Here is a 26,738-nt window from a genome sequence, read left to right as displayed (position 1 = left end):
CGCGCACCGGCCAGTTCCTTGAACCAAGGCTCGATCAGGTTCAGCCAGCAACTCGACGTCGCCATGAAATGAAGATGCCGGCGGCGGCCTGTTGTGCGCCGCACATTTCACGATCTCTGCTGTGGGATCCGCCGACAGTTTCATCGAGGCCGGTTGCTCGCCATGGGCCCCCGCTGTCTAATGACTTCGATGGAATTGATGATGCCGACCGATGCGTCCTTCCTGTTCACCGAGTCCCGCGAGCACCCCATGCATGTGGCCGTTTTGCAGCTGTTCGATCCTCCCGACGCGGCCGGTCCGGGATTTGTCGATGAGATCTATAGATGCCTGGCGGCAAATCGAGAGGGACAACCCGCATTCCGCAAGCACCCCGCAACATTGTTGGGCGGTATTACCAACCTGGGCTGGCAGTACGACAACGAGATCGATACCGACTATCACGTGCGGCGTTCGGTGCTTCCGTATCCCGGGAGGGTACGCGAGTTGCTCCAATTGGTTTCTCAGCCACACAGCCACCTGCTCGATCGCCATTACCCGTTGTGGGAAATGCACGTGGTGGACGGGTTGGCAGACGGCCGGTTCGCGATCTACTCCAAGTTCCACCATGCCCTGCTCGACGGTGCCTCGGCATTGATGCTGCTGCAGCGCGCACTTTCGGATGACCCTCGCGACACCGAAGTGCGGGCACCATGGAATCTGCCCCCGCAGCCGGATCACGCGGTTGGCTCTTCCAGGCTGGGATCGCTGGCCAACACGGCGGGATCTCTGATGGCACTCGGTCCATCGACAGTGTCCTTGATCCGCGCTGCGCTGGTTGAGCAGCAGTTGACCCTGCCATTTGGGGCTCCGCGCACCCTGTTCAACGTGAAGGTCGGCGGCGCGCGCCGATGCGCAGCGCAGTCATGGTCGTTGGATCGGTTCCGGGCCGTAGCGAAATGCGCGGGGGTCACCATCAACGATGTAGTGCTGGCAATGTGCGCCGGTGCGCTGCGCCAGTACTTGCTCGAGCAGAATGCGCTACCGGATGCGCCGCTAGTTGCCTTGGTCCCGGTTAGCCTGCGTTCGCAAACCGATGACTCCGGCGGCACCATGGTCGGGACCGTGCTTTGCGGTCTCGCGACCGACACCACGGATCCGGCGAAACGACTGGAAATGATCAGTCAGTCGATGCGCCGAAACAAGAAGGCATTTTCCGAATTGTCCCCGCTGCAGGCAAAAGCGTTGTGGGCCTTCAATATGGCGCCTTTGACGCTGACAGCTGTTCCGGGCTTCGTCCCATGGACAAAGCCGTCGTTCAATGTCATTGTGTCGAACCTGCCGGGACCGACCAAACCCATGTACTGGCACGGGGCCCGGCTGGACAGCATCTATCCACTGTCGATCGCTCACGACGGTCAGGCGCTGAGCATCACTCTGCTCAGCAACGCCGGCACGCTCGAATTCGGCCTAGTCGGGTGCCGTCGCAGTGTCCCGCACTTGCAGCGACTCCTGCTACACCTGGAGACGTCACTGTATGGCCTGGAACAGGCCGTCGGACTCTAGAAGTTCACTGCCAGCGTGGCGCGCCCGGCGAACTGCTCATCACGGATCGTCAGACAGGCAAGCAAGAATGAGTCGATCACTGATGAATTCGGCATGACTCCGTCCTCGTTTCCAAAGCGAGGCGCCTCCCCGGCTCAGCCGAGCACTGGGCATCGACGTGCCCCGCCCCGGATTGTTCACCGGTGATTGAGGTCGTCGTCCTGTAGATGCACGGAAGTGTCTGTCCAGCAGGGAATTCGTGGGATTGCGGCGGCTCAGGTTCTCGAACCGGAAGGCACTTCGTAGGTGCAGGGCAGTTAGTGTTGATGGACACCGACCGCCCGGTGCGATGCCGGTGGGGATGTCGCCGACGGCCGGGCGATACCAGGCGGTCGTCACCAACACCGCCACCTGACAACTAGCGCAGCCGCTACGGGCAGCGATGAACTGCGGAGCCAGTGACCGGCTACTCGATCTCCATCTCACGCAGCTCGCGTTTGAGGATCTTGCCGGTGGGGTTGCGCGGCAACTCCTCGAGGAAGATCACTTCCCTGGGCACCTTGTAGCGGGCCAGGTGGTCGCGCACGTAGTGCTTGACGGTCTCCTCGTCGAGGTCGGTGTCGGGCTTCTTGACCACGAACGCGCGCAGCCGCGCGCCCCACTCCTTGTCGTCGACGCCGAGCGCGGTGGCCTCCACCACGTCGGGATGCCCGCTGATCAGATCCTCGACTTCGGCCGGGAACACGTTTTCCCCGCCGGAGACGATCATCTCGTCGTCACGACCGCTGACGTAGAGCAGCCCGTGCTCATCGAAGTAGCCGACGTCACCTGAGGACATCAGACCGTCGATGATCTGCTTGTGGCCGCCACCGGTGTAGCCCTCGAAGGGGAAGGCGTTGCCCACGAAGATCCGGCCGACTTGGTCCTGCGAGACCTCGTTGCCGTTGTCGTCGAGGATCTTGACCTTGACGCCTTTGACGACAGGTCCCACCGTCGCGGCGTTGCGTTGCAGGTCCTCGGGCCCGGCGATGGTGGCAAATGCGATCTCGGTCGAGCCGTACATGTTGTAGATAACGGGACCGAGGTCTTTGAGTGCGCGGCTGGCCAGTTCGGCGCCCAACTGGGAGCCGGATACGAACACGATCTTCAGGCTGGACAGGTCTGGCTTCTTGTCTATCTTCTCGACCGCGTCGAGAAGACGCGACAGCATCACCGGCACCACGACCATGGCGGTCACTTTGTGCTTCTCGATGTCTTCGAGCACCAGCTGCGGCTTGAACTTGCGTCGCAACACCAGCGTCGAGCCCAGGAACATCGCGATGGTGGCGTGCAGGTACCCCAGCGCGTGGAACATCGGCGCCGGCAGCGAGGTCACCTCGTTGGCCTTGAACGGGACGTGCGACAAGATGCCCCCGACCGGCGCCAGCGTCGGCGGGGTACTGCGGTTGGCGCCCTTGGGGGTGCCGGTGGTGCCACTGGTCAGAATGATGATCGACGCATGCTTGCCGGCCTTGGGCGCCGGCGCGGTGCTGCTGCGGGCGATGAGTTCGGCCAGCGTTTCGTCGGTGCTGCCCGAGTCCTCCTCGGAATCGGGGTTGACGCCCAGCGCCCGCAGCTTGCCCAACGGCGGCTCGGCTTTGCTGACCGCGCCGGTGTACTCGTCGTCATAAATGATCAGCTTGGCGCCTTCGCGCTCCGAGACCTCTTTGATTTGTGGGCCGGAGAACTCGCTGTTGAGCAAGATGATGCGGGCGCCTGCCCGGACAGCGCCATAGTTGGCGATCAAAAACCAACGGTGGTTGCGCGCCAGGATGGCGACCCCGTCGCCGGCGGATACCCCCTTGGCCAGCAGGGCGTTGGCCACGGCGTGGGCGGCTTCGTCGAGCTGCTGGTAGGTGAATTCGCCCTCTTCGTCGATGCACGCCGCGCGGTGCGGATGACGTCTGGCGTTGAACGAGGGCAGCATGCCGAACTCGCCCCACTTCGCGATTTCGGTTGCCATCGCGGCGTAGTTCAGCGGCGACTCCAACCGGAACGCACCTGATTCGATGATCTTGCGCACGTAGTGCAGTTCGGCCGCCCCGCGGTCGACGTATTGCTGAATTTTTGCGACCCCGGGCAGGTCACTGAGGTTAGGCATAAGTTCACCATATGTGACGCCGGTCGCACCGCGACCATAGAGTGCATCGGAATTACGATTGATTCCCATGACCGGCCCGGTGTCATTGGAGTTGGCCGTTCGGCAGGTCAAGATCACCCACCCAGACCGAGTGGTCTTCCCCGGCCAGGGCGACCGGCCGAGCCGCACCAAGCTCGATCTGGTCCGCTATTACCTGTCAGTGGCCGATGGCGCGCTGCGCGGGGTGGCCGGCCGGCCGATGATGCTCAAGCGCTTCGTCAAAGGGATCGACGTGGAAGCGGTGTTTCAGAAGCGCGCCCCCACCAACCGCCCCGACTGGGTGGACGTTGCCGAGCTGCGCTACGCGTCAGGCACCTCCGCCCAGGAAGCGGTCATCCACGATGCCGCGGGACTGGCCTGGGCGATCAACTTGGGCTGCGTCGATCTGAATCCACATCCGGTGCTTGCCCGCGACCTCGATCACCCCGACGAACTACGGATCGACCTGGACCCGATGCCCGGTGTCGAGTGGCGCCGCATCCTCGACGTCGCGCAAGTGGTCCGCGAAGTGCTCGAAGATTATGGGCTCACGCCCTGGCCCAAGACCTCTGGTTCGCGGGGCTTCCACGTCTATGCCCGGATCGCGCCACAGTGGTCGTTTTCCCAGGTTCGGCTGGCCGCGCAGACCGTCGCGCGCGAGGTCGAACGGCGGATGCCCGGCGTGGCAACCAGCCGTTGGTGGAAGGAGGAACGCGAGGGAGTGTTCGTCGACTTCAACCAGAACGCCAAGGACCGCACGGTCGCCTGGCCCTATTCGGTGCGGGCCAACCCCGACGCCCGGGTGTCCACGCCGCTGCACTGGCACGAGGTGGCCGACTGCGATCCGCAGGACTTCACCCTCGACACCGTCCCCGATCGGTTCGCAGAATTGGGCGACCCGTGGTCGGGCATGGACGGCGCCGTGGGAGCGCTGGACCGGCTGCTGATGCTGCCCGAGGAACTGGGCCCGCCCCAGCGCGCTCCCGCCGGCGCGGGCAAGCGCAGCGATGGCCGCCGGCAGCCGAGCATGCCGCTGATCGAAGTCGCCCGCACCAAGACCAAGGACGAGGCGATGGCCGCCCTGGACACCTGGCGCGCTCGCCATCCCGCGGTGGCGGATCGGCTGCAACCCGCCGATGTGTTGGTGGACGGCATGCGCGGGCCGAGCTCGATCTGGTACCGCATCCGGATCAACCTGCAGCACATACCGCCCGAGGCGCGTCCCCCGCAGGAGGAGCTGATCGCCGAGTACAACCCGTGGCACGGCTACCGGCCCCCCGATGGCCGGGGCAGGCCCGGAGCCGACGGCTGATCACACCCCTAGCTGCGCCATCGGAGTCTTGCTGCGTAGGTAGCAGTGCCAGGTGACGAATAGCAGCGCGAGGAAAAAGACCACATAGAAGCGCAGCGCGGGTTCGATATTGCCGAACTGGGCCTTCGACCACGCGTAGGCCAGGGGCACCAGGAACCCACCGAAGGCGCCGACCGCCGAGATGACGCCCAAGGCACCGGCGGCTTGGCGGCGCATCTGCACCATCGTGTCGGGGTCACCGCCCGCGAGCTCACCTTTGACCTTGAAGATCCGCGAGATCATGCGATAGGTCGATCCGTTTCCGATGCCGGTGGCCACGAACAAGAACATGAAGCTGGCGAAGAACAGCGGCAAGTTGACGTTCTGCACCGACCACAGCGCGGCGGCCGCCCCGATCGCGAGCATCAGAAAGCTGACCGCGGTGACGCGGGCGCCGCCAACGCGATCGGCCAGCCTGCCGCCCAGCGGCCGGATCACCGATCCGATGCCCGCCCCCAGAAAGGCCCAGCCCAAGGCGATGTCGCCGCGATCGAAGACGGTCTTGAGCAGTGTCGGAAACGCCGCCGAGTAGCCGATGAAGGATCCGAAGGTACCGATGTACAACAGGGCCAGGATCCAGGTGTCGGCGTGGCGCAGCGACTGCCAAACCGGCTTCACGTCGGCCTTCGCCTCGGCGAGGTTGTTCATGAACGCAAAGGCGCAGACCGCGGCGACGACCGCCAGCGGCACATAGAACAATCCGGCCCGCGCCAGCGCCATCCCGCCACCGGCGACCACGATCGGCGGGATGATCTTTTGCACTACCGCGACGCCAATGTTGCCTCCGGCCGCGTTGAGGCCCAGTGCCCAGCCTTTGTCCTTCTCGGGGTAGAAGAACGAAATGTTGGCCATCGACGAGGCGAAGTTGCCGCCGCCCACACCGGCGGTCGCGGCAATCAGCGTCAGCAGCACAAAGGGTATGCCGGGGTGACTTACCGCCCAGGACAGCAGCAGACAGGGAATCACCAACAAGCTTGCGGAGATGGTCGTCCAGTTGCGGCCGCCGAAAACCGGGATCGCGAAGGTATAGGGCAATCGCAACAGTGCGCCGACACCGCTGGGAACAGCGACCAGGCACAGGGCTTGGCTGGGCGAAAGTGCCCAGCCCGACGCGGCGGGATGGCTGGGATGCCCCGGTGCGCCAACGGCCATCATCTGCACGACCACGATGCTCCACAACATCCACACGCTGAACCCGATGTGCTCGGCGAAGATGGAGAAAACCAAGTTGCGCCGGGCGATCGGCCGGCCGATCGTGTCCCAGAATTCGGGATCTTCGGGGCGCCAGTCATGAATCCAGTGGCGTCCGACGTGCTGCTCGCGCGGTGCGGTGTGCTGGCGTACCGGGGTGATGGTCATCTACGTCTCCTGTGTAAGAGAGCGGCCAATCCGCGGCCGAATGGGCCGAGGACGCACGAACGAGTCGACGCTAACGACGGGCTGTTACCGAACTAGGTGGTCGCAGTTACGTCGTCGCAACGCAAAAATCACAACGGTCGCGGCCCCGCTGTTAGAAAAATCGCCGCACCCACGCACGCGCGGTGCCCCGGCCAAGCGTGCACCAGCCGGTGCTGTGGCGGGGTGACGGTCAGGCACGCGATAATCTCACGCGATGCAACAGGGATGGAGTCGGCGCGGATTCCTGCAGGTCGCGGCGGCCACAGGGCTGCTCGCCAGCGGGGTCGCGGCGTGCTCGTCATCCAAGCCGCAGGCGGGCACCGCTGATACCGGGGCGGTGACCATCACCCACTTGTTCGGCCAGACCGTCATCAAGGAGCCGCCCAAGCGCGTGGTCAGCGCCGGTTTTACCGAACAAGACGACTTACTCGCGCTGGGGGTCGTGCCCATCGCCGTCACCCGATGGTTCGGGGACCAGCCGTTCGCGGTGTGGCCCTGGGCGCAGCCCAAACTCGGCGCGGCACAGCCGGTGGTGTTGAGCCTCGACGACGGGATTCAGGTCGACCAGATCGCGAACCTCAAACCCGATCTCATTGTGGCCATCAACGCCGGAGTCGACGCCGAGACCTATCAGAAGCTGTCTGCGATCGCCCCCACCATCCCGCAATCGGGCGGTGACGCGTTCTTCGAGCCCTGGAAGCTGCAGGCCAGCACAGTCGGTGAGGCGGTGTTTCAGAGGGCGCAGATGAAGTCCCTGATCGACGCCGTCGACCAGAAGTTCGCCGCTGTGGCACAACAGCATCCGCAATGGATGGGCAAAAAAGCACTGTTACTGCAGGGGCGGCTTTGGCAGGGCAATGTCATTGCAACGATGGCCGGCTGGCGGACCGACTTTCTCAACGAGATGGGTCTGGTCATCTCCGAGGGCATCAAACCCTTCGCCGTCGATCAACGCGGTGTGATCCCGCGCGATCACATCAAGGAGGTGCTCGATTCCGCCGACGTGCTGATCTGGCTGACCGAGAGCCCCGAAGACGAACAGGCGTTGCTGGCCGACCCCGAGATTGCGGCATCAGCGGCGACCGAGCAGAAACGCCATGTCTTCACCACCGGCGATCAGGCCGGCGCGATCGCGTTTGCGTCGCCCCTGAGTTATCCCGTGGTGGCCGACGAATTGCCCGCGCTGATCGCGAAGGTATTGGGCTGAGATTGCCGATTATTCGGCCACCGACCGCGCGGGTCTGAGCATCCGCTAAGGCCCTTCTGGCAGTGCTCGAAAATTTCTCGCCCACCGCCGAATCCGGGGCTAACGTCGAAGAATGAGTGTGACCGATATCTCAACCGAGCTTGCGGCGGACATGGTGACGCGCAACATTTTCGACTACGGCGATCAAGCGCTGATGCTGGAGTGTGACAGCACCGCGCAGGTCTTGGCGTGGACGCAGACCCTACGCGCCGCTGCGCTGCCCGGCGTGGTCGACATCGTCGGGGCCTCCCGCACGGTGTTGGTGAAGCTCGCCGGTCCCCGCTTCCAAGGGGTTACCCGGCAGCGGATACGCCGGCTGCCCGTCGACCCCGACCTGCTCGCGTCCGAGCACCAGGGCGAACCGCTGCCGGCGCCGGTCATCGACGTCATCTACGACGGCCCCGATCTTGCCGAGGTCGCCAGCCATACCGGTCTGACCACCGCACAGGTCATCCACGCCCACACCGCCACCCGGTGGCGCGTCGGGTTCAGCGGATTCGCGCCCGGGTTTGCCTACCTCATCGGCGGCGATCCTCGGCTGCAGGTGCCCCGCAGGTCCGAGCCGCGGACCTCGGTGCCGGCCGGGTCGGTCGCGCTGGCAGGCGAATACAGCGCGGTATACCCGCGGCACTCCCCCGGCGGGTGGCAGATCATCGGCCATACCGACGCGGTGTTGTGGGACATTGACCGGCCCAACCCGGCCCTGCTCACCCAGGGCATGTGGGTACAGTTCCGGCCGGCGTAGCGAGGAGGATCTGTCGTGATAACCCTGGAAATACTGCGCAGCGGGCCGTTGGCCATCGTCGAGGACCTCGGCCGGGCCGGTCTGGGCCACCTAGGAGTCGGGCGGTCCGGGGCGGCCGACCGTCGCTCGCACACGCTGGCGAACCGCTTGGTCGCCAATCCCGACGACTGGGCGACCGTCGAGGTCACGCTGGGAGGCTTTTCGGCCCGGGTTCGTGACGGCGACATCGACATCGCGGTGACCGGAGCCGACACCGACCCAACCGTCAACGGAACGTTGTTCGGCACCAACAGCATTCATCATGTCCGCGATGGCTCGGTAATCTCACTGGGAACTCCCAATGCGGGACTGCGTACCTATCTAGCGGTGCGCGGTGGTATCAGCGTCACCCCCGTGCTGGGTTCACGCAGCTATGACGTGATGTCGGCAATCGGCCCGGCACCATTACGGACCGGGGATGTGCTGCCGATCGGCGACCGTTCGCAGGATTATCCGGAACTCGACCAGGCGCCGGTGGCCGCCATCACCGACCGGGTGGTCGAACTGCGGGCGATACCGGGACCGCGCGATGACTGGTTCGTTGATCCCGAAGCGCTGGTACACACCGACTGGGTGGTCTCCGGTCAAAGCGACCGGGTGGGAACGCGATTGGTCGGCCGCCCGCTGACGCACCGCAATCCAGACCGCCAGTTGCCCAGCGAAGGGACCACTCGCGGCGCAATCCAGGTGCCGCCCAACGGATTACCGGTGATCCTGGGGCCCGATCACCCGATCACGGGCGGCTACCCGGTGGTGGGTGTGGTGATCGATGACGACATCGACAAGGTGGCCCAGGTGCGGCCCGGTCAGCACGTATGGCTGCACTGGGCACGCCCTCGCCGCTGACGCGCGGGCACTGGTAGACAGAAATAGTGCATACCGAGGTTCACACGGCTCGGCTGGTCCATACCGCCGATCTGGACAGTGAGACGCGTCAGGGCATTCGCCAGATGGTCACCGCCGCCTTTGCCGGCGACTTCACCGATCACGATTGGGAACACGCCCTGGGCGGTATGCACGCCCTGATCTGGCATCGCAGCGCGATCATCGCGCACGGCGCCGTGGTGCAGCGGCGCCTTATCTACCGCGGTAGCGCCCTGCGTTGTGGCTATGTCGAAGGTGTTGCGGTGCGAGAGGATTGGCGTGGCCAAGGACTGGCGACTGCGGTGTTGGACGCCACCGAGCAAGTGATTCGTGGCGCCTACGAACTGGGGGCGCTCAGTTCCTCGGCGGGCGCCCGCCGGCTGTACACATCTCGAGGCTGGTTGCCGTGGCACGGCCCGACATCGGTGCTGTCCCCCACCGGCCCCACTCCCACACCCGATGATGACGGAACCGTGTTTGTGCTGCCGGTCGATGCCAGCCTGGACACCTCCGCCGAATTGATGTGCGACTGGCGCGCGGGAGACGTCTGGTAATACCTCGGCGCCGCGCCTTCCTGCCAGCCAGTTTTCAGATAACTGCGATTCAACTTTCAGCCCATATCCACCCCTTCGAGTTGACCGGCTTGCATGATCGATGTGAGCATCGAAACAGGCGGTGGCGCATGCCTCTTCATTCGTGATTCATCTCGAGACTCGCCTGACTTCTCAACGCATGCTTGCCGGAAAAGCGGCGCCACCGTCGGCGAAAGGTGCAGACGCCAACATGAACCGCAACCATCGGATCGAGCACTGGGATCCCGAAGACGCCCAGGCTTGGGAGGCCAGCAACCACGCCGTCGCTCGCCGCAACCTGCTGTGGATCACCGCATAGCGACCACGTCGCCTTTGGGGTTTGGACGCTCTGGCCGGTGTTGGTGCTGTTCATGCCCTACGACGTTTACGGCTTCTCCGCTGCGGACAAATTCCTGCTCGGCGCCACAGCCACCTTTGTTGCGGCCTGCCTGCGCATCCCGTATTCGCTGGGTATCGCCACCTTCGGCGGCCGGAACTGGACCGTGTTTTCGATTGCGGTGCTGGCCATTCCCACCATCGGCACGATCTGGTTGCTGAGCCACCCGGGGTTGCCGCTGTGGCCGTATCTGGCATGCGCCGCATTGACCGGATGCGGTGGCGCCAACTACGCGGCGTCGATGACCAACACCAACGCCTTCTACCCGCATCGGCGCCAAGGCTTCGCTCTCGGGTTCAACGCCGGCGCCGGCAATCTCGGCGTCCCCATGATTCAGCTGGTGGGGCTGCTGGTGATCGCGATCGCCGGCTATCACCAGCCGTATTGGGTGTGTGGACTGTATCTGTTGCTGTTGACGGTCGTCGCCGTCAGAGCGGCCCGCCAGATGGATAACCTGGCGCACGCCACCTATGACGTGGGCCATTTGCGGGCCATCCTCACCCAGCGCGACACCTGGGTACTGGCCCTGCTCTATCTGGGCACTTTCGGCTCCTGGATCGGGTTCTCCTTCGCGTTTGGCCAGGTGCTGCAGATCAACTTCGTCGGTAGCGGACAAAGCCACGCACAGGCCGCCCTGCACGCGGCCGAGTTCGCCTTCATCGGGCCGGCGCTGGGCTCGCTGGCCCGGATCTACGGCGGCCGACTGACGGATCGGGTCGGCGGCAGCCGGGTCACCCTGGCGGTCTTCATCACGATGGCGTTGTTTACCGGGCTGTTGGTGGCCATCAGTACCCACGGCGACCACACCCCAGGTCCGGCCACCGTGGCGATGACGGCGGGCTACATCGGCGGCTTCCTGGCCCTTTTTGCGCTCGCCGGCCTGGGCAACGGTTCGGTGTACAAGATGATCCCCTCGGTCTTCGAGGCGCTCAGCCACCGGAACCAGATCACCGAATTCGAGCGACGCCGCTGGTCACAGGCCATGTCGGGAGCGGTGATCGGATTTGTCGCCGCCTTTGGCGCCCTCGGGGGCGTGGGCATCAATCTGGCGCTGCGACAGTCCTATCTGAGCACCGGAACAGACACCTCCGCCTATTGGGTCTTCCTGCTGTTTTACGTCGGCGCCGCGCTTCTGACCTGGTCGAGATACGGGCGCCGAGCGGTCCCGGTCGCCGGTACCGCGGGGACGGCATCCGGATCCCGGCTGGCCCGAGTGTGACTGGGGTCGCAGGGGTGGGCAATGCGGCAGCAATTGCTTGGTAACGCATCCGAAACCTCACACGCTTAGACACGACATATGGCCCAGCAAAAATCTGACCCACTGCGAGGCTACCGGATTGCGGTGACGTCTTCTCGCCGGGCCGAGGAGTTGTGCGCACTTCTGCGCCGCCACGGTGCCGACGTCTGCAGTGCCCCTGCGATCAACATGATCGCGCTGCCCGAAGACGACGAACTCCAGGGCAATACGGAGGCGTTGATCGCCAACCCACCCGACATCCTGGTGGCCCACACCGGTATCGGTTTCCGGGGCTGGGTAGCCGCGGCCGAGGGGTGGGGGCTGGCCGGCGAACTCGTTGATGCGTTGTCGGTAGGCCGGACCATATCGCGCGGACCGAAGGCGACCAGCGAGCTACGCGCGGCGGGCTTGCGCGAAGAATGGTCGCCAGAATCGGAATCCTCGCAAGAAGTTCTGGAATACCTGCTTGAATCCGGGGTCGCCGGTCAGCGGATCGCCATTCAGCTACACGGCGCGGCCGATGGCTGGGATCCCTTCCCCGAGTTTGTCGGCGGCCTCCGCGCGGCGGGGGCCGAGGTGGTGCCCATTCGGGTGTACCGCTGGAAGCCAACGCCATTGGGCGGCGCGTTCGACCAATTGGTCACCGAGATCGCCCGGCGACAGTTCGACGCGGTGAGTTTCACCTCTGCGCCCGCCGCGGCCGCGGTGCTCGAGCGTGGCCGCAAGCTGGATATCGAAGAGGAACTGCTGGAGGCGCTGCGCAACGACGTACACGCGATGTGCGTCGGCCCCGTCACCTCTCGCCCCTTGATCCGCAAGGGGGTGCCCACCTCATCGCCGGAGCGAATGCGGCTGGGCGCCTTGGCCCGTCATATCGCCGAGGAACTTCCGCTACTTGGCTCCTGCACCGTGAACGCCGCAGGCCACGTCGTCGACATCCGTGGAACCTGCGTGCTCGTCGATGGCTCCATCAAGACACTGTCGGGGTCGGGCATGGCGATATTGCGCGCCTTGACCAAGCGCCCCGGAGACGTCGTCGCCCGCAGCGAGCTGCTGAATGTGCTTCCCGGAAACGGCGACGACACTCACGCGGTAGACACCGCCGTATTGCGGCTGCGCACGGCGCTGGGCGACAAAAACATCATCGCGACGGTGGTCAAGCGTGGTTACCGGCTGGCGCTCGACACCCAGGACGACACCGCATGCACCTGATACTCACGGCGCACGGCACCCGCCGGCCGGCCGGTGTCGCGATGATCGGCGACCTGGCGGCGCGGGTGAGCGCGCTGCTGAAGCAGACCGTGCAGGTGGCGTTTGTCGACGTGTTGGGTCCCACACCCAGCGAAGTGCTCGGCCGACCTGCGCCGGGACGGGGCTCGGCGCAATCGGCAATCGTGGTACCCGCCTTCCTGTCCCGCGGCTACCACACCCGCATCGACCTGCCGGCGCACGTCGCGGCCAGTGGCCACCCCGACGTCACCGTCACCCCGGCACTGGGCCCCAGCCGGGAGATCGCCAGAATCCTCATCCAGCAGCTGCTGGAATCCGGCTGGCGCCCGGATGATTCGGTGATATTGGCCGCGGCTGGGACATCGGATCGACGGGCGCTCGACGACCTGCGCACGGCGCGCGCGTTCCTGTGCGCACTTACCGGTTCACCGGTGACCCTCGGGTTTGCCGCAACCGGCCGTCCCGACCTCCGCACCGCTGTTCGCGCCGCGCGGCGCAACGGGGCCCGCCGGGTCGTGGTCGTCTCCTATCTGCTGGCCGAAGGCCTGTTCCAGGAGCGGCTGCGCGCCTGCGGCGCCGACGTGGTGACCCCGCCGCTGGGCAACCACCCCGGCTTGGCCGAACTGATCGCGACGCGGTTCCACAGCGCCATCTCGGCTGCGGTGCCTACGGTTCCACGATCACCGATGCACACCCGAGCCGAATCACATGAAACACAAAGCATTGTTGGTTGAGAACGCCGACGTGGACAATGCTTGATCTTTGACTATATCCGGGTGATCCTGACACCATGGCCAATAACGAAGAGCCCTCCCGCGGGCTCCTCGATCCGGTGGCGAAGCTGCTGCGTTTGCCCTTCGGCACACCGGAGTTCATCGACAAGATTGTCGCCGGCAGTGTCAACCAGGTCGGCCGCCGGACTCTGTACATGCTGATCACCACGTGGGACGCGGCGGGCGGCGGCCCGTTCGCCGCCAGCGCTGTCGCCTCCACCGGCCTGGCCAAGACGGCCGAAATCGTCCAGTCGATGTTGATCGGGCCCATCTTCAACCCACTGCTCAAAATGCTCGGCGCGGATAAGATCGCCGTCCGCGCGTCATTATGTGCCTCGCAATTGGTCGGCTTGGGCATCATGCGCTACGGGTTGCGCTCCGAACCAATGCATTCAATGTCAGTGGATGCGTTGGTGGACGCCATCGGCCCCACCATGCAGCACTACCTTGTCGGCGACATCAGCCGGGAGTAGGCGCCCAAGCCGCCTGCCACGATATCGGGCGGGCATCCTGGGGCTTGACCGTGCGCATGGGGCGTCACATCGTGAGCTGGATCGCCACGGCTGCACCCCCGGATCCGTGGGCTCACGCCCAAATCCGTAGACCCGGTCAGGCGGCCAACCGCGCGACCTGAATCTTGCCTTCCGCAGTGACACGCGCCGGGTACACCGGCACCGAAACGCGTGGATCATCAAGGCAGCTACCGTCGTCGAGCGCGAACGCCTGTTTCTGAATCGGAGATTGAACTGCCGCACGGCCGTCCCGATCACCGACGATGCCACGGGACAGCACGGCCGCACCGGAGAACGGGTCGATGTTTCCCAGCGCGTGCACCGAGCCGTCGTCCAGCCGGAACAGAGCCGCCTGACTGCCGTCATCGAGCAGCACACCCACACCCCGGCCGGGGATCAGATGGTCGTATGCACAGGCGGTGGTCCATACCTGAATGTCGTTGAGAAGTGTCACACTACCTCCTAGAATCTTCGCGACTTCATGATCGGACCCGCGGAATGCCAATGGAGACAGGAACTTTACGTCCCGCACGCTCGGCGAATGTCACTGTCGGGTCGGCGGCGTCGGGGGCATTTACGAAAGAGACGAACCGCGACAGCTTGTCCGGGTCCTCCAGCACGCCCTTCCACTCGCACTTGTAGTTGGCGACGTGGTGCTGCACCGCCGCTTCGAACTCTTCGGCCAGGCCCAAGGAGTCGTCACACACGACCTCGCGGACGTGATCGAGTCCGCCCTCAAGTGATTCGACCCACGGCGCGGTGCGCTGTAGCCGATCGGCCGTTCGGACGTAGTACATCAGGAACCGGTCGATGTAGCGGACCAGCGTCTCAGTGTCGAGGTCGCTGGCCAGCAGCTGAGCATGCTTGGGAGTCATGCCGCCATTGCCGCCGACGTACAGGTTCCAGCCCTTTTCGGTGGCGATGACGCCGACGTCCTTGCTGCGGGCTTCGGCACACTCGCGCGCGCAACCCGAAACGCCCAGCTTGAGCTTGTGCGGCGCCCGCAGGCCTCGGTAACGCAGTTCCAGGTCGATGGCCAGCTGCACCGAATCCTGTTGCCCGTAACGACACCAGTCACTACCCACGCAGCTCTTCACCGTCCGCAACGCCTTGCCATAGGCGTGGCCGGACTCCATGCCCGCATCGACCAGCCGCTTCCAGATCAGCGGCAGCTGATCGACTCGCGCACCGAACATGTCGATCCGCTGGCCGCCGGTGATCTTGGTGTAAAGCCCGAATTCCTGGGCGATTTGGCCGATCAGAATCAGATGCTCCGGCTTGATGTCGCCACCAGGGACCCGCGGCACCACCGAGTAGCTACCGTTCTTCTGGATGTTGGCCAGAAAGTGATCGTTTGAGTCCTGCAGCGAAGCCTGCTCGCCGTCCAGGATGTGGTCGGACCCGATGGACGCCAGGATCGACGCGACCACGGGTTTGCAGATGTCACAACCCTTTCCGCGACCAAAGCGTTGTAGCAGTCCCGAGAAGGTCCGGATTTCGGTAGCCGAAATGATCTGGAAGAGTTCCGCGCGCGATTGGCTGAAGTGCTCGCAGAGCGCCTTGGACTGTTCGACACCCTCGGCTTCCAGCAGTTGCTTCAGCAGCGGCACGCACGAACCGCACGAGGTACCGGCCGCGGTGCACGCCTTGAGCGCGGGCACATCGGCGCAGCCGTCGGCGATCGCACACTTCAGCTCGCCCTTGGTGACGTTGTTGCAGGAACAGATCTGTGCCGAATCGGGCAGTGCGCCAATGCCCAAGGCACCAGCACCGTCGCCAGAGGCGGGCGAGATCAGCGCCAACGGATCGCCGGGCAACTCGCTGCCGACCATCGGGCGCAACACCCCGTACGCGGAAGCGTCGCCCACCAGCACGCCGCCCAGTAGCGTCTTGGCGTCATCGGAGAGCACCAGCTTGGCGTAGGTGCGATTCACCGCGTCGTTGACGGCTACCTCGAGGCAGTTCTCGGTAGCACCCATCGCGTCGCCGAAGCTGGCCACGTCAACGCCGAGCAACTTGAGCTTGGTCGACAGGTCGGCTTCGGGGAACTCCGCGACACCGTTGAGCAACCGGTCGGCCACCACCTCGGCGCTGGTGTAGCCGGGCCCGACCAATCCGTAGCAGCGCCCCTCGATGGCGGCCACCTCACCGACCGCGTAGATGTCGGGATCGCTTGTCTGACAGGACAGATCGGTGAGCACGCCGCCGCGCTCGGCGATCGCGAGGCCGGCCGCCCTGGCCAATTCGTCGCGGGGCCGGATACCCGCCGCGAAAATCAATGCGCCGGCGTCGATGACGTCGCCGCCGGCCAGCCGCACCCGTAGCGACGTCGCGCCATCGGAATGCTCGACAGACTCAATCGAGTCGGTGCCCGTCCCGACGTGCACAGCGATCCCGAGGTCGGAAACCATCCGGGCCAGTAGCGCGCCCCCGGCCTCATCGATCTGTTGGGCCATCAACCGCGGCATCATCTCGATGACGTGCGTCTGCAACCCGAACTGGCGCAACGCGTTGGCGGCTTCCAGCCCGAGTAGGCCACCGCCGATGACCACGCCGGCGCCACCGTGGCCATCGCGCAGTGCGCGTTCGGCGCAGGCATGGATAGCGTCGAGGTCATCGAGCGTGCGATACACGTGGCAGCCGGGCAGGTCATGGCCGGGCACCGGAGGGACAAAGGCGTAGGACCCGGTGGCCAGCACCAGGGCGTCATAACCGTGTCGCGTGCCGTCGGCGGTGACCACCGACTTGGCCGCGCGGTCGATCTCGGTGACCCGCGTGTTCAGCAGCACCCGAACCCGCTCGTCACCGGCGTAGTCGTTGCCCGGCAATGCCAGCTGAGCCCGATCCCAGGTTTCGGTGTAGGAGGTCAGGCCCACGCGGTCATATGCCGCATCCGCTTCCTCGGCCAGCACCGTGACCCGCCAGCGATCGTCGGTGTCGCGGGCCCGAAGCGCCTCGACCATCCGGTGGCCCACCATGCCGTGGCCCACCACGATGACGTGTCGCGGGACACCGGGGTTCGCATCGTGCGCACGCACAGTTCCGCCTGGGGCCATGGCATGAAGGCTAGAGGCGGGAAATTACCGAAAAATCGCCAAATGTGACACGTGGGTGACGTGGCGCTCACACCTGCCAACGGACTGTGTGACCCCGTTCGCTCTGGGCGAAACCCCAGGTAGAACTTTAGCGTAGTCGACTCATGTTCTTGCTAGTAGCCGACCGGCGAGGAGCCGGACACAGCTAACTCACACGGAAGCATAAGGAGAAAATCATGAGCAATCTCGCGTTGTGGTCTCGTCCGGCCTGGAGCACCGATCGCTGGCTGCGGGACTTCTTCGGACCAGCGGCGGCATCCGATTGGTACAAGCCGCTGGCCACCGGATTCAATCCGGCCGCGGAGATCGTCAAGGACGGCGACGACGCAGTGGTCCGCCTCGAGCTGCCCGGCGTGGACGTGGAAAACGACGTCAATGTCGAGGTGGAGCGCGGCGAGCTGGTCATTCGCGGCGAACACCGCGACGAGCACGCCCAGGAAGCTGGGGAAGCCGACCGCCGCACGTTGCGCGAAATCCGGTACGGATCGTTCCGCCGGTCGTTCCAGCTGCCCGAACACGTCACCAGCGAGGCCGTCTCGGCTTCCTATGACGCGGGCGTGCTGACCGTGCGGGTGCAAGGCGCCTACCGGGATCCGGCGGCGTGTGAGCCGCAGCGCATCGCAATCACCAAGTAGGTCCGGCCGGCTCGCTGGGCGCACTGACCCGGCGGAGTGAACGGCTCCGCCGGGTCAGCGGCATTCGACTCCGGTCAGCGCCAGCGGGCCAGCAGCTCGGTCGCCCGGCCGGACAGGGCGGCCTGCAGAAAGGGGCCGAAGCTGATCCGGGCGACACCCAACCGGCCGAATGAGGCTGGATCGTCCTGGTCGGGCAGCGCGATCGCGTTGATCGGCAGCGGCAACTGCGCCGCCAACCGCCGCAACGTATCCGGGTCGTGACGGCCCACCGGGTACAGCACATCGGCGCCGGCGGCCGCGGCCTCGGTCAACCTCGCCACGGCCCGCTCGAAGCGGTCTGCCGGGTCACCGTCGCGACGCAGGAAAAGATCGGTGCGCGCGTTGAGGACGACATGCACGCCGGCCGCGTCGGCGGCCGACCGTAACGCGCCGACCAACTCGGCGTGTTCGCGGCGAGACCTCAGTCTTGCGCCTTCGGAGTGCACCGTGTCTTCGATGTTCAGCCCAACAGCGCCCACGCTCAGCAAGCCCTCGATCAACCGCTGCGCATCCAGCCCATACCCGGATTCGATGTCCACCGACACCGGGATGTCGACGGCCGCCGTGATCTGCGCGACCCGGGCGAGCACGTCGTCGAACGACATCCCCTCGTTGTCAGGTTTTCCGATCGAATCGGCCAGTGGGTGGCTGCCCACCGTCAGGGCGGCGAAGCCGGCGTTCGCGACCAGCCGCGCCGACCACGCGTCCCACACCGTCGGCAACACCACCGGGTTGCCGGGCTGATGCAGCGCGAGCAACGCCAGGGCGCGCTCGGCGGTGACATTCAAACCTTGCTCGGATGGCATGGCGACCTTGGTTTCCTGCCCGCGCTATGTCTTGACTGCCGTCTGGCAGAGACTGTGGATAGTATCGGTGGGCGTACTGTGATCCGTAACACCATCAGCCCGTAGGGAGCATGCGTTGTCCCCCACAAACGAACTCGCCGAACTGCACGATCTCATCGGCGATCTGAGGCGGTGCGTGACCTCGCTGAAGTCGCGATACGGCGACGATTCAGGCATGCGCCGCGTCGTCATCGATGCCGATCGGATCCTCACCGACATCCAATTACTCGACACCGATATCGCAGAATTGGACCTGGATCGAGCTTCGGTGCAGCAATCCGTCGAGAAGATCGCCATCCCCGACACCGACTATGACCGCGATTTCTGGCGCGATGTCGACGACGAAGGTGTCGGGGGTCACAGTAGATACTGACAATCAAGCCCCGCCGAAATCAGGGTCCTCTATCTGTGTACCCTTCGACGAGATACCACTCGAAGAGGATCACACTAGATGAGCGCACCCACGGCGAACCGTCCTGATACTGGCGTTTTCTCACCCAGCCGGGCCAAAATCCCGCAGCGGACGCTACGTACCGACCTCTGGTGGTGGGCGCCGCTGGTCACCAACATCGGATTCCTGGCGTTCATCGTCTATGCCACCACCCGGGCGTTTTGGGGCAGTGGCTACTGGGCGGAGAAATACCATTACCTGACACCCTTTTACTCGCCGTGCGTCAGCGCGTCCTGCGCACCGGGCGCAAGCCACCTTGGTGTCTGGTTCGGGCACTTTCCCTGGTGGATTCCGTTGGGAAGTCTGGTATTACCGTTCCTGCTCGGTTTCCGGCTCACCTGCTACTACTACCGCAAGGCTTACTACCGTTCGGTATGGCAATCACCGACCGGCTGCGCGGTACCCGAACCACGCGCGCACTACACCGGGGAAACCCGTCTGCCGCTGATCATTCAGAACAGCCATCGGTATTTCTTCTACGTTGCGGTAGTGGTGTCACTTATCAACACCTACGACGCAATTATGGCCTTCCACTCGCCCACGGGTTTTGGATTCGGTTTAGGCAATGTCATTTTGGTGACCAACGTGCTTTTACTCTGGGCCTACACCATTTCCTGCCATTCATGCCGGCACGCAACCGGCGGCCGTCTAAAGCATTTCTCCAAACACCCAGTGCGTTACTGGATCTGGACACAAGTGAGCAAGCTCAATACCCGGCACATGCTATTCGCGTGGATCACGCTGGGCACCCTGTCGCTCACCGACTTCTACATCATGCTGGTGGCTACTAACACCATCACAGATCTCAGATTTATTGGCTGACAAGCCGTTTCAGGATTTATCAAGAAATAGCTGAGCGAGGTTTTCAATGGTTGAGGTCGAACGGCACTCCTACGACGTTGTCGTGATCGGTGCCGGCGGCGCGGGGCTGCGGGCGGTCATCGAGGCACGCGAGCGCGGCCTGAAAGTCGCGGTCGTGTGCAAATCGCTGTTCGGCAAGGCCCACACGGTGATGGCCGAGGGTGGCTGCGCGGCCGCGATGGGTAACAGCAACCCCAAAGACAACTGGAAAACCCACTTCGGCGACACCATGCGAGGCGGGAAGTTCCTCAACAACTGGCGCATGGCCGAACTGCACGCCAAGGAAGCCCCGGACCGGGTCTGGGAGCTCGAAACCTACGGCGCGCTGTTCGACCGCCTCAAAGACGGCAAGATCAGCCAGCGCAACTTCGGTGGGCACACCTATCCGCGGCTGGCCCACGTCGGTGACCGCACCGGCCTGGAGTTGATCCGCACCATGCAGCAGAAGATCGTGTCGCTGCAGCAGGAGGACTTCGCCGAGGTCGGCGACTATGAGGCTCGGATCAAGGTGTTCGCCGAATGCACGATCACCGAGCTACTCAAAGACGGTCCCGAAAACGGCGGGCGGATCGCCGGAGCCTTCGGCTACTGGCGGGAAAGCGGCCGCTTCATCCTGTTCGAGGCGCCCGCCGTGGTGATGGCCACCGGCGGGATCGGCAAGTCCTTCAAGGTCACGTCCAACTCCTGGGAGTACACCGGCGACGGGCATGCCCTGGCACTGCGGGCCGGCGCGACGTTGATCAACATGGAGTTCGTTCAGTTCCACCCGACCGGCATGGTGTGGCCGCCCAGTGTGAAGGGGATCCTGGTCACCGAAGGTGTTCGCGGTGACGGCGGGGTGCTCAAGAACTCCGATGACGATCGATTCATGTTCGGTTACATCCCGCCGGTGTTCAAAGGCCAATACGCGGAGACCGCCGAAGAAGCCGACCAGTGGCTCAAAGACAACGACTCGGCCCGTCGCACCCCTGACCTGTTGCCGCGAGACGAGGTGGCCCGCGCCATCAACTCCGAGGTCAAGGCGGGCCGGGGCACCCCGCACGGCGGCGTCTACCTCGACATCGCGTCGCGGCTGACCCCGAGGAGATCAAGCGCCGGCTGCCGTCGATGTATCACCAGTTCATGGAGCTGGCCGGGGTCGACATCACCAAGGAGCCGATGGAAGTCGGGCCGACCTGCCACTACGTGATGGGCGGCATCGAGGTCGACGCCGACACGGGCGCGGCCACGGTCCCCGGGCTGTTCGCCGCCGGCGAGTGCTCGGGCGGCATGCACGGCTCCAACCGGCTGGGCGGGAACTCGCTGTCCGACCTGCTGGTCTTCGGTCGGCGGGCCGGCCTGGGCGCCGCCGACTACGTGCGCGCGCTGAGCAGCCGTCCGACCGTCTCACCGGAGTCCGTCGACGCCGCCGCCAGGCTGGCCCTGGCGCCGTTCGAAGGGCCCACCGACGGCACCGCTCCGGAAAACCCGTACGCGCTGCAGATGGACCTGCAGTTCCTGATGAACGACCTGGTCGGCATCATCCGCAACGCCGACGAGATCAGCAAGGCGTTGACCCTGTTACGGGAGCTGTGGGCACGCTACGAGCATGTGCAGGTCGAAGGCCACCGCCAGTACAACCCGGGCTGGAACCTCGCGATCGACATGCGCAACATGCTGACCGTCAGCGAGTGTGTGGCTCGGGCCGCGCTGGAACGCACCGAGAGCCGGGGCGGGCACACCCGCGACGACCATCCCGGCATGGACCCGAACTGGCGCAACGTCTTGTTGGTCTGCCGGGCCGCCCAGGAAGCCACCGACGGTTCCCACATCACCATCACCCGCCAGCCGCAGGTACCAATGCGGCCGGACCTGCTGGACCTCTTCCAGATTTCCGAGCTGGAGAAGTACTACACCGCCGAAGAGTTGGCCGACCATCCAGGACGGAGAACGTAATGGGTTACAACGCGAGCTTGCGCGTGTGGCGCGGCGACGAGAGCAACGGCGAGCTGCGCGACTTCACCGTCGAGGTCAACGAGGGTGAAGTGGTGCTCGATGTCATCCACCGTCTGCAGCAGACCCAAACGCCCGACCTGGCGGTGCGCTGGAACTGCAAGGCCGGCAAGTGTGGATCCTGCTCGGCGGAGATCAACGGCAAGCCGCGACTGATGTGCATGACCCGAATGTCGACCTTCGCCGAAGACGAGATCGTCACCGTGACGCCGCTGCGCACCTTCCCGGTGATTCGCGACCTGGTCACCGATGTCTCGTTCAATTACGAAAAGGCACGCGAGATTCCCTCTTTCGCGCCTCCCAAGGAGCTGCAGCCGGGCGAGTACCGGATGGCCCAGGTCGACGTCGCGCGCTCGCAGGAGTTCCGCAAGTGCATCGAGTGCTTCCTGTGCCAGAACGTCTGCCACGTGATCCGCGACCACGAGGAGAACAAGAAGGCGTTCGCCGGTCCGCGGTTCTTGATGCGCATCGCCGAACTGGAAATGCATCCCCTCGACACTCGGGACCGGCGCAACGAGGCACAAGAGGCGCATGGCCTGGGGTACTGCAACATCACCAAGTGCTGCACCGAGGTATGCCCAGAAAACATCAAGATCACCGACAACGCACTGATCCCGATGAAGGAGCGCGTGGTCGACCGCAAGTACGACCCGGTCGTGTGGCTGGGCAACAAGCTGTTCCGACGCTGACTTGGCGGCCCTAGCGTTAGGCCCGGGGCCGCGCCGGGTACCCCGCAGTGATGCGAGAAACGACCAGCATTAGCGACATCCGAACCGCGATCCGCGAGTTGACCGTCCGCGCTGAACTCGCGCACAAGCAGGGCCGCCACGATGACGCCGCGGAGATCGAGCGCCGTATCGCGGGCTACCGAGACGAACTCGGGGACCGCCCGTAGCGGATTGGCCGCGGGCAGAAATCGGGTAGCCGAGGCGGGCCTAGTCGGCGGGAGCGAGCCGCTTGGCCGAGTAGGCCGCCGCCACATTGAGCAGCAGAACGATCATCACCGGCCACACCACATCGTGGAACTGGGCGAGGATGCCTAGCAGCGAACTCAACCCCACCAGGCCCGCGCTGATGACAAGTCGCCCGAAGGCGATCAACGAGATTCTCAGCGTGGGATCGGCATTGTGGGCAATCCACAGTTGCCCCGCGGTGAACACGCTTTGGTTGGCGATTGACGCCAATGCGATCACCAGGCTGATGGCCACCAGGTTGGGCCAGGATCCGGCCAGCTGAAACGCGATGGCGATCACTGCCGCGGCGATGCTGAGAATCGCACTGCCCGCAAACAAGCCGACCAGCCCGAATCTTTCGCGGATCCGATTCCACACCCGTATCCCACCCACGAGTCCGACACAGACGAACAAGACCAAGACGACGACGTTGTCGTGCTCGTCCCCGGGTATTGCGGCAACGCGGATGCTGTAGAACGAGCTCCCCAGCACGACCGATCCGAACAGCAGCTGAACTGCCAGGTAGCGGCGATACCAACTTTCACGACGCAAGGGCGCCAGCCCGACGTGCACGACCTTGTTCAGCCCCGGGGCCTTGTGCACGGGCGGGACGATCCGCTGCGGCAACCCCAGACAAATCAGCCCGGAGATTGCCATCGCCGCAGTGGCGGTCCACAGCAGGCGGATGTTGTTGGTCAAGTGGTCTTCATGGGGCACGAAGGACAACGCCACGGTGACGATCGCCGTCAACGCCGCGCCGACGCCGGCTTCGGTGAGCAGCACCTGCGCCCTATCGGTTCCCGACGGCATCGCTGCCACCAAATCCGCGAACGCCACGAAGGAGAAGGCTGACACCGCCCCGATAAAGAGCACATTCACCAAGAACAGCGATCCGGCTTCGTTTCCGTCGCCCATGGTTGCGCCCATCGCATTGACGGCGGCCAGGACGGTCAGCCCGAACACAATGATGACCAATCGGCGGCGTCTCGGGACCGCGGCGAGCACGGCGGGCGCGAGCATATTTCCAATTGCCGCTCCGGCTGTGAACGCGGGAAAAATTAGTGCCGCCATCCACAATTCCGCGTGGAGTTCGGCCACCACAAACGGCAAAACGATGGGGACATTGCCAAGCTGAAGTGCCGTCCGGTAGAAGCCACTTTGCGTGATGACCAGCCACAGAACACGCTTGCTCGGGCCATCGATGCGTCCTTCCGGACGCGATGTTTCCACCACGTTCTGCTACCCGCCGGCCACCCGGGTCGCCCCCCAGGGCTCCGGCGTTGTTGATTAGCAGGCTTGTGAGCTGGGTTGATGATCTTTGGTGCCGCGCTATTGGGGCCGGAGTGTAGGCACGGGCTATCTGGAGAACGATCGAGTTGGTTACTGTTCGTCGTTGGTCTGGAGTTGCCCGTGCCTACCGTTTCAGTATTGCCTGTGTCGTCGGTTCCAGAGGTGTTCGACCGCTGGAGTCCTGGTGAGCGCAGCGAGCTCATCGGATCGGAGTTTCTCGATGTGTTGGCCTCGGTGCCAGACCCGAGGGACCCACGCGGTCGGAGGTATTCGCTGATGGCTTTGTTGGCGATCGCGGTTCTGGCCACTGCCGCGGGGATGCGCGGCTATGCTGGTTTTGCCACATGGGCGGCCACCGCTCCCGATGATGTGTTGGCCCAATTAGGGGTCCGGTTCCGGCGGCCCAGTGAGAAGACCTTCCGCGCTGTTTTGTCTCGGCTAGACCCCGCCGACCTCAACGCCAGGATGGGCAGTTATTTCACTGCACACGTGGCCAGCAGCGACCCCAGTGGATTGGTGCCGATCGCGTTGGACGGCAAGATGCTGCGTGGTGCCTTTACGCGCCAAAGCGACAGCCACGCATCTCGTGTCGGTGTTCGCCCACCGTGCCCGATTGGTGCTCGGTCAACTCGCTGTCGCCGAGAAAAGCAATGAAATTCCCTGCGTACGTGCCCTGCTCACGCTGCTGCCGGGTAGCTTGCGGTGGCTGGTCACCGTGGATGCGATGCATACCCAGGTCGTCACCGCGAAGTTGATCTGCGCCACCTTGAAGTCGCACTACCTGATGATCGTCAAGTCCAACCAAGCCAAAATACTTGCGCGTATCACCGCGCTGCCCTGGGCCGAGGTGCCCGCAGCCGCTACCGATGACTCCCGCGGCCACGGCCGTGTCGAGACCCGCACCCTGCAAATCATCACCGCTGCACGAGGAATCGGCTTCCCCTACGCAAAACAAATCATCCGGATCACTCGTGAACGCTTGATCACCGCCACCGACCAGCGCAGCGTGGAGGTGGTCTATGCCATCTGCAGCCTGCCGTTCGAGCACGCCCGCCCTACCGCGATCATGACCTGGATGCGTCAACACTGGGGAATCGAGAACAGCCTGCACTGGATACGCGACGTCACCTTCGACGAAGACCATCAAAGGGCACATACCGGAAACGGCGCACAGGTCCTAGCAACGCTACGCAACACCGCGATCAATCTGCACCGCCTCAACGGCGCCGACAACATCGCCGAAGCCTGCCGGATCACCGCATTGACCGCCAACCGCCGCCTAGACCTCCTCAATCCACAATTCCCCAGCTCACAAGCCTCCTAATCAACAACGCCGGAGCCCTGGGTCGCCCCCACGTCGGGCGCATTCGCAAACCAGCACGAATGGCCCGAGGGGCCCTTCCAGCGCATGGGTGACGCGATCAATCCGGCAACGCCCTCAGCCCCACCAATGATCGCCGCAAAAGCATCAGAATCTGCGGTGTCGGGGGCACCAGGAATCGAGTGGGCGAAGTCGCGGTCGATTCCCATCTGCACCTCCTGCACGGAAACGCAAAAAAAAACAGGGTACTAATTAGTACCGCCGCGGCGCCAGGCATTCGTGTCCACAATTTGGCGCCCCACACCCGCACCCGCACGAAAAGAAAGCGACCCCCGCGCGCTACGCCGGCCCGAAAATGGTGCGCCGGATCATCACCGCCAGGTCAAGACCCGTGATTCCCCACCAGAACACGGCGGATCGTGTTCGAGAAGTTCGACTGGTCACACGCCCAGGCGACGAAACACACTTCGGTGAAATACGATCGGCGCCACCTGCGCGTCCACGGTGACCTCGCTGACCCGCAACACCACGATGGTGTGGTCCCCGGCGGGAATCAGCTGCTCAATGGCGCTTTCCAGCCACAAACTGGTGCCCTTGATGAAGACGGCACCGCTGTCGTTGCACACCGTCTCCAAACCGGCGAAGCGGTCCCCCGTCTTCGCGGCCAGCGTGCGCGCCGCCTCGTCATGAGCTTCGCCGAGCACGCTGATACCCAGCATGGGTGCGCCTTTGAGTTTGGGCCAGGTCGTCGAAACGTTCTGCACACAAAAAGAAACCAGCGGCGGATCCAGCGAGACGGGAACAAAGGTGCTGGCCGCGAGGCCTTCCCGCGCGCCATTGATCTCCGCGGCGATCGCCACCACACCGGATGGAAAGTGGCCAAACGCTTCGCGCAGCGACGATGGTGTCAGGTTGCTCTGTGGATTCACCAGACTTCAAGCGCCCCTTGAGCCGAGGACAATTTCTGGTCACCGACCCTACTCGCCGGATACCCGCGGGCAGTGACCAGATCGGGATGACCGGCAATCGGGCTGTCCAGAGCTGGCGGCGCGAGTCCGCACCCCCAACTGAGCCCGCCGCCCCGATCGGGGGAGCCGAATTAGGCATGAATCGCTGACCGACACCAATAAACGGGTCGCGCGCACCGCCTCCGAGGAAATGGCACAAACGCAGTGCGTGGGCGGCCACGCGGCGGCCATTACGCAGGCCCGGT

22 protein-coding genes and 3 pseudogenes are annotated in these 26,738 nt (G+C 64.5%); 17 read left to right on the top strand and 8 right to left on the bottom strand.

Annotated elements, in window-relative coordinates; genetic code table 11:
- Positions 1-189 precede the first annotated feature (189 nt).
- On the top strand, positions 190-1,542 hold the full coding sequence (locus CKW46_RS04995; RefSeq protein WP_117436236.1) for a WS/DGAT/MGAT family O-acyltransferase: 1,353 nt from the start codon (positions 190-192) through the stop codon (positions 1,540-1,542).
- Positions 1,543-1,987: 445 nt separating this feature from the next.
- Here CKW46_RS04995 and fadD2 read toward each other — a convergent pair whose 3' ends face one another.
- Positions 1,988-3,661, bottom strand: coding sequence for a long-chain-fatty-acid--CoA ligase FadD2 (gene fadD2, locus CKW46_RS04990; RefSeq protein ID WP_020784999.1), 1,674 nt, complete (start codon positions 3,659-3,661; stop codon positions 1,988-1,990).
- Between the two features lie 67 nt (positions 3,662-3,728).
- Between fadD2 and CKW46_RS04985 the strand changes: the two genes are divergently transcribed.
- Complete coding sequence (locus CKW46_RS04985) at positions 3,729-4,991, top strand: DNA polymerase domain-containing protein (protein WP_482052911.1); 1,263 nt, start codon at positions 3,729-3,731, stop codon at positions 4,989-4,991.
- On the opposite strand, the gene CKW46_RS04980 is transcribed toward CKW46_RS04985, so the two are convergent.
- Positions 4,992-6,389, bottom strand: a complete 1,398-nt coding sequence (locus CKW46_RS04980) for an MFS transporter (protein WP_117389081.1) — start codon at positions 6,387-6,389, stop codon at positions 4,992-4,994.
- Positions 6,390-6,642: 253 nt separating this feature from the next.
- Between CKW46_RS04980 and CKW46_RS04975 the strand changes: the two genes are divergently transcribed.
- The 8 genes and pseudogenes from CKW46_RS04975 (at position 6,643) to CKW46_RS04940 (ending at position 14,004) form a co-directional block, all read left to right on the top strand.
- Positions 6,643-7,635: an ABC transporter substrate-binding protein gene (locus CKW46_RS04975; protein ID WP_015354263.1), complete on the top strand. Its 993-nt coding sequence runs from the start codon at positions 6,643-6,645 to the stop codon at positions 7,633-7,635.
- A gap of 112 nt (positions 7,636-7,747) precedes the next feature.
- Positions 7,748-8,419: a 5-oxoprolinase subunit B family protein gene (locus CKW46_RS04970; RefSeq protein ID WP_012392491.1), complete on the top strand. Its 672-nt coding sequence runs from the start codon at positions 7,748-7,750 to the stop codon at positions 8,417-8,419.
- 15 nt (positions 8,420-8,434) lie between these two features.
- A complete protein-coding gene (locus CKW46_RS04965; RefSeq protein WP_117436207.1) occupies positions 8,435-9,304 on the top strand; it encodes a 5-oxoprolinase/urea amidolyase family protein in 870 nt (289 codons plus the stop codon).
- A gap of 26 nt (positions 9,305-9,330) precedes the next feature.
- Positions 9,331-9,876 carry a GNAT family N-acetyltransferase gene (locus CKW46_RS04960; protein ID WP_482052910.1) on the top strand — a complete coding sequence of 182 codons (546 nt, stop codon included), beginning with the start codon at positions 9,331-9,333 and terminating at the stop codon, positions 9,874-9,876.
- A 229-nt stretch (positions 9,877-10,105) separates the two neighbouring features.
- A pseudogene (locus CKW46_RS04955) lies at positions 10,106-11,510 on the top strand (MFS transporter).
- 78 nt (positions 11,511-11,588) lie between these two features.
- Entirely contained in the window at positions 11,589-12,740 is a 1,152-nt protein-coding gene (locus CKW46_RS04950; RefSeq protein ID WP_482052909.1) for a uroporphyrinogen-III synthase, read from the top strand.
- On the top strand, positions 12,731-13,492 hold the full coding sequence (locus CKW46_RS04945; protein WP_482052908.1) for a sirohydrochlorin chelatase: 762 nt from the start codon (positions 12,731-12,733) through the stop codon (positions 13,490-13,492). The genes CKW46_RS04950 and CKW46_RS04945 overlap by 10 nt, the downstream gene beginning before the upstream one ends.
- A gap of 56 nt (positions 13,493-13,548) precedes the next feature.
- Positions 13,549-14,004 (top strand): TetR/AcrR family transcriptional regulator, encoded by a 456-nt coding sequence (locus CKW46_RS04940; RefSeq protein WP_117436203.1) that lies wholly within the window; start codon positions 13,549-13,551, stop codon positions 14,002-14,004.
- 136 nt (positions 14,005-14,140) lie between these two features.
- Here the strand turns inward: CKW46_RS04940 and nirD are convergent, their stop codons facing one another.
- Together nirD and nirB are read right to left on the bottom strand one after the other, a co-directional pair.
- The gene (gene nirD / locus CKW46_RS04935) at positions 14,141-14,497 is read right to left on the bottom strand and encodes a nitrite reductase small subunit NirD (RefSeq protein WP_012392485.1); all 357 of its coding nucleotides are present in this window, start codon (positions 14,495-14,497) and stop codon (positions 14,141-14,143) included.
- A 25-nt stretch (positions 14,498-14,522) separates the two neighbouring features.
- On the bottom strand, positions 14,523-17,099 hold the full coding sequence (gene nirB, locus CKW46_RS04930; RefSeq protein ID WP_482052907.1) for a nitrite reductase large subunit NirB: 2,577 nt from the start codon (positions 17,097-17,099) through the stop codon (positions 14,523-14,525).
- Positions 17,100-17,314: 215 nt separating this feature from the next.
- Here nirB and CKW46_RS04925 point away from each other — a divergent pair, with 215 nt between their 5' ends.
- Positions 17,315-17,773 carry an Hsp20/alpha crystallin family protein gene (locus CKW46_RS04925; protein WP_482052906.1) on the top strand — a complete coding sequence of 153 codons (459 nt, stop codon included), beginning with the start codon at positions 17,315-17,317 and terminating at the stop codon, positions 17,771-17,773.
- A gap of 74 nt (positions 17,774-17,847) precedes the next feature.
- On the opposite strand, the gene CKW46_RS04920 is transcribed toward CKW46_RS04925, so the two are convergent.
- Complete coding sequence (locus CKW46_RS04920) at positions 17,848-18,618, bottom strand: isocitrate lyase/PEP mutase family protein (protein ID WP_482052905.1); 771 nt, start codon at positions 18,616-18,618, stop codon at positions 17,848-17,850.
- A 115-nt stretch (positions 18,619-18,733) separates the two neighbouring features.
- On the opposite strand from CKW46_RS04920, the gene CKW46_RS04915 reads away from it, so the two are divergent.
- The 5 genes and pseudogenes from CKW46_RS04915 (at position 18,734) to CKW46_RS04895 (ending at position 22,856) form a co-directional block, all read left to right on the top strand.
- A complete protein-coding gene (locus CKW46_RS04915; RefSeq protein WP_012392481.1) occupies positions 18,734-19,030 on the top strand; it encodes an Rv0250c family protein in 297 nt (98 codons plus the stop codon).
- A gap of 78 nt (positions 19,031-19,108) precedes the next feature.
- A complete protein-coding gene (sdhC, locus tag CKW46_RS04910) occupies positions 19,109-19,930 on the top strand; it encodes a succinate dehydrogenase subunit SdhC (protein WP_117436199.1) in 822 nt (273 codons plus the stop codon).
- A gap of 46 nt (positions 19,931-19,976) precedes the next feature.
- A pseudogene (locus CKW46_RS04905) lies at positions 19,977-21,904 on the top strand (fumarate reductase/succinate dehydrogenase flavoprotein subunit).
- Positions 21,904-22,650: a succinate dehydrogenase/fumarate reductase iron-sulfur subunit gene (locus tag CKW46_RS04900; protein ID WP_012392478.1), complete on the top strand. Its 747-nt coding sequence runs from the start codon at positions 21,904-21,906 to the stop codon at positions 22,648-22,650. Before CKW46_RS04905 ends, CKW46_RS04900 begins: the two are co-directional and overlap by 1 nt.
- A gap of 50 nt (positions 22,651-22,700) precedes the next feature.
- Positions 22,701-22,856 carry a hypothetical protein gene (locus tag CKW46_RS04895; RefSeq protein WP_015354256.1) on the top strand — a complete coding sequence of 52 codons (156 nt, stop codon included), beginning with the start codon at positions 22,701-22,703 and terminating at the stop codon, positions 22,854-22,856.
- Positions 22,857-22,896: 40 nt separating this feature from the next.
- On the opposite strand, the gene CKW46_RS04890 is transcribed toward CKW46_RS04895, so the two are convergent.
- Positions 22,897-24,147, bottom strand: a complete 1,251-nt coding sequence (locus CKW46_RS04890; protein WP_482052904.1) for an MFS transporter — start codon at positions 24,145-24,147, stop codon at positions 22,897-22,899.
- 177 nt (positions 24,148-24,324) lie between these two features.
- Between CKW46_RS04890 and CKW46_RS04885 the strand changes: the two are divergent.
- Positions 24,325-25,528, top strand: a pseudogene (locus CKW46_RS04885) (ISAs1-like element IS2404/ISMul1 family transposase).
- Here the strand turns inward: CKW46_RS04885 and CKW46_RS04880 are convergent.
- Both CKW46_RS04880 and CKW46_RS04875 read right to left on the bottom strand, forming a co-directional pair.
- Positions 25,525-25,734, bottom strand: coding sequence for a hypothetical protein (locus tag CKW46_RS04880; protein WP_117435537.1), 210 nt, complete (start codon positions 25,732-25,734; stop codon positions 25,525-25,527). The pseudogene CKW46_RS04885 and the gene CKW46_RS04880 sit on opposite strands and share 4 nt — an antisense overlap.
- Positions 25,735-25,965: 231 nt before the next feature.
- On the bottom strand, positions 25,966-26,454 hold the full coding sequence (locus CKW46_RS04875) for a flavin reductase family protein (RefSeq protein WP_012392475.1): 489 nt from the start codon (positions 26,452-26,454) through the stop codon (positions 25,966-25,968).
- Between the last annotated feature and the right edge of the window lie 284 nt (positions 26,455-26,738).

The organism is Mycobacterium liflandii (assembly GCF_022354805.1).
GTDB classification, from domain to species: domain Bacteria; phylum Actinomycetota; class Actinomycetes; order Mycobacteriales; family Mycobacteriaceae; genus Mycobacterium; species Mycobacterium marinum.
Note: the sequence above shows the minus strand (reverse complement) of the source record. Positions and strands in the feature narration are given on the sequence as shown.

What these genes read in the sequence shown, in the direction of transcription:
- fadD2 (WP_020784999.1), bottom strand. Translation starts at nt 3,661, where the DNA reads ATGCCTAACCTCAGTGACCTGCCCGGGGTCGCAAAAATTCAGCAATAC.
- CKW46_RS04900 (WP_012392478.1), top strand. Translation starts at nt 21,904, where the DNA reads ATGGGTTACAACGCGAGCTTGCGCGTGTGGCGCGGCGACGAGAGCAAC.
- CKW46_RS04895 (WP_015354256.1), top strand. Translation starts at nt 22,701, where the DNA reads ATGCGAGAAACGACCAGCATTAGCGACATCCGAACCGCGATCCGCGAG.
- CKW46_RS04980 (WP_117389081.1), bottom strand. Translation starts at nt 6,389, where the DNA reads ATGACCATCACCCCGGTACGCCAGCACACCGCACCGCGCGAGCAGCAC.
- nirB (WP_482052907.1), bottom strand. Translation starts at nt 17,099, where the DNA reads ATGGCCCCAGGCGGAACTGTGCGTGCGCACGATGCGAACCCCGGTGTC.
- CKW46_RS04925 (WP_482052906.1), top strand. Translation starts at nt 17,315, where the DNA reads ATGAGCAATCTCGCGTTGTGGTCTCGTCCGGCCTGGAGCACCGATCGC.
- CKW46_RS04985 (WP_482052911.1), top strand. Translation starts at nt 3,729, where the DNA reads ATGACCGGCCCGGTGTCATTGGAGTTGGCCGTTCGGCAGGTCAAGATC.
- sdhC (WP_117436199.1), top strand. Translation starts at nt 19,109, where the DNA reads ATGAGCGCACCCACGGCGAACCGTCCTGATACTGGCGTTTTCTCACCC.
- CKW46_RS04970 (WP_012392491.1), top strand. Translation starts at nt 7,748, where the DNA reads ATGAGTGTGACCGATATCTCAACCGAGCTTGCGGCGGACATGGTGACG.
- CKW46_RS04975 (WP_015354263.1), top strand. Translation starts at nt 6,643, where the DNA reads ATGCAACAGGGATGGAGTCGGCGCGGATTCCTGCAGGTCGCGGCGGCC.
- CKW46_RS04940 (WP_117436203.1), top strand. Translation starts at nt 13,549, where the DNA reads ATGGCCAATAACGAAGAGCCCTCCCGCGGGCTCCTCGATCCGGTGGCG.
- CKW46_RS04950 (WP_482052909.1), top strand. Translation starts at nt 11,589, where the DNA reads ATGGCCCAGCAAAAATCTGACCCACTGCGAGGCTACCGGATTGCGGTG.
- CKW46_RS04920 (WP_482052905.1), bottom strand. Translation starts at nt 18,618, where the DNA reads ATGCCATCCGAGCAAGGTTTGAATGTCACCGCCGAGCGCGCCCTGGCG.
- CKW46_RS04945 (WP_482052908.1), top strand. Translation starts at nt 12,731, where the DNA reads ATGCACCTGATACTCACGGCGCACGGCACCCGCCGGCCGGCCGGTGTC.
- CKW46_RS04880 (WP_117435537.1), bottom strand. Translation starts at nt 25,734, where the DNA reads ATGGGAATCGACCGCGACTTCGCCCACTCGATTCCTGGTGCCCCCGAC.
- CKW46_RS04995 (WP_117436236.1), top strand. Translation starts at nt 190, where the DNA reads ATGGAATTGATGATGCCGACCGATGCGTCCTTCCTGTTCACCGAGTCC.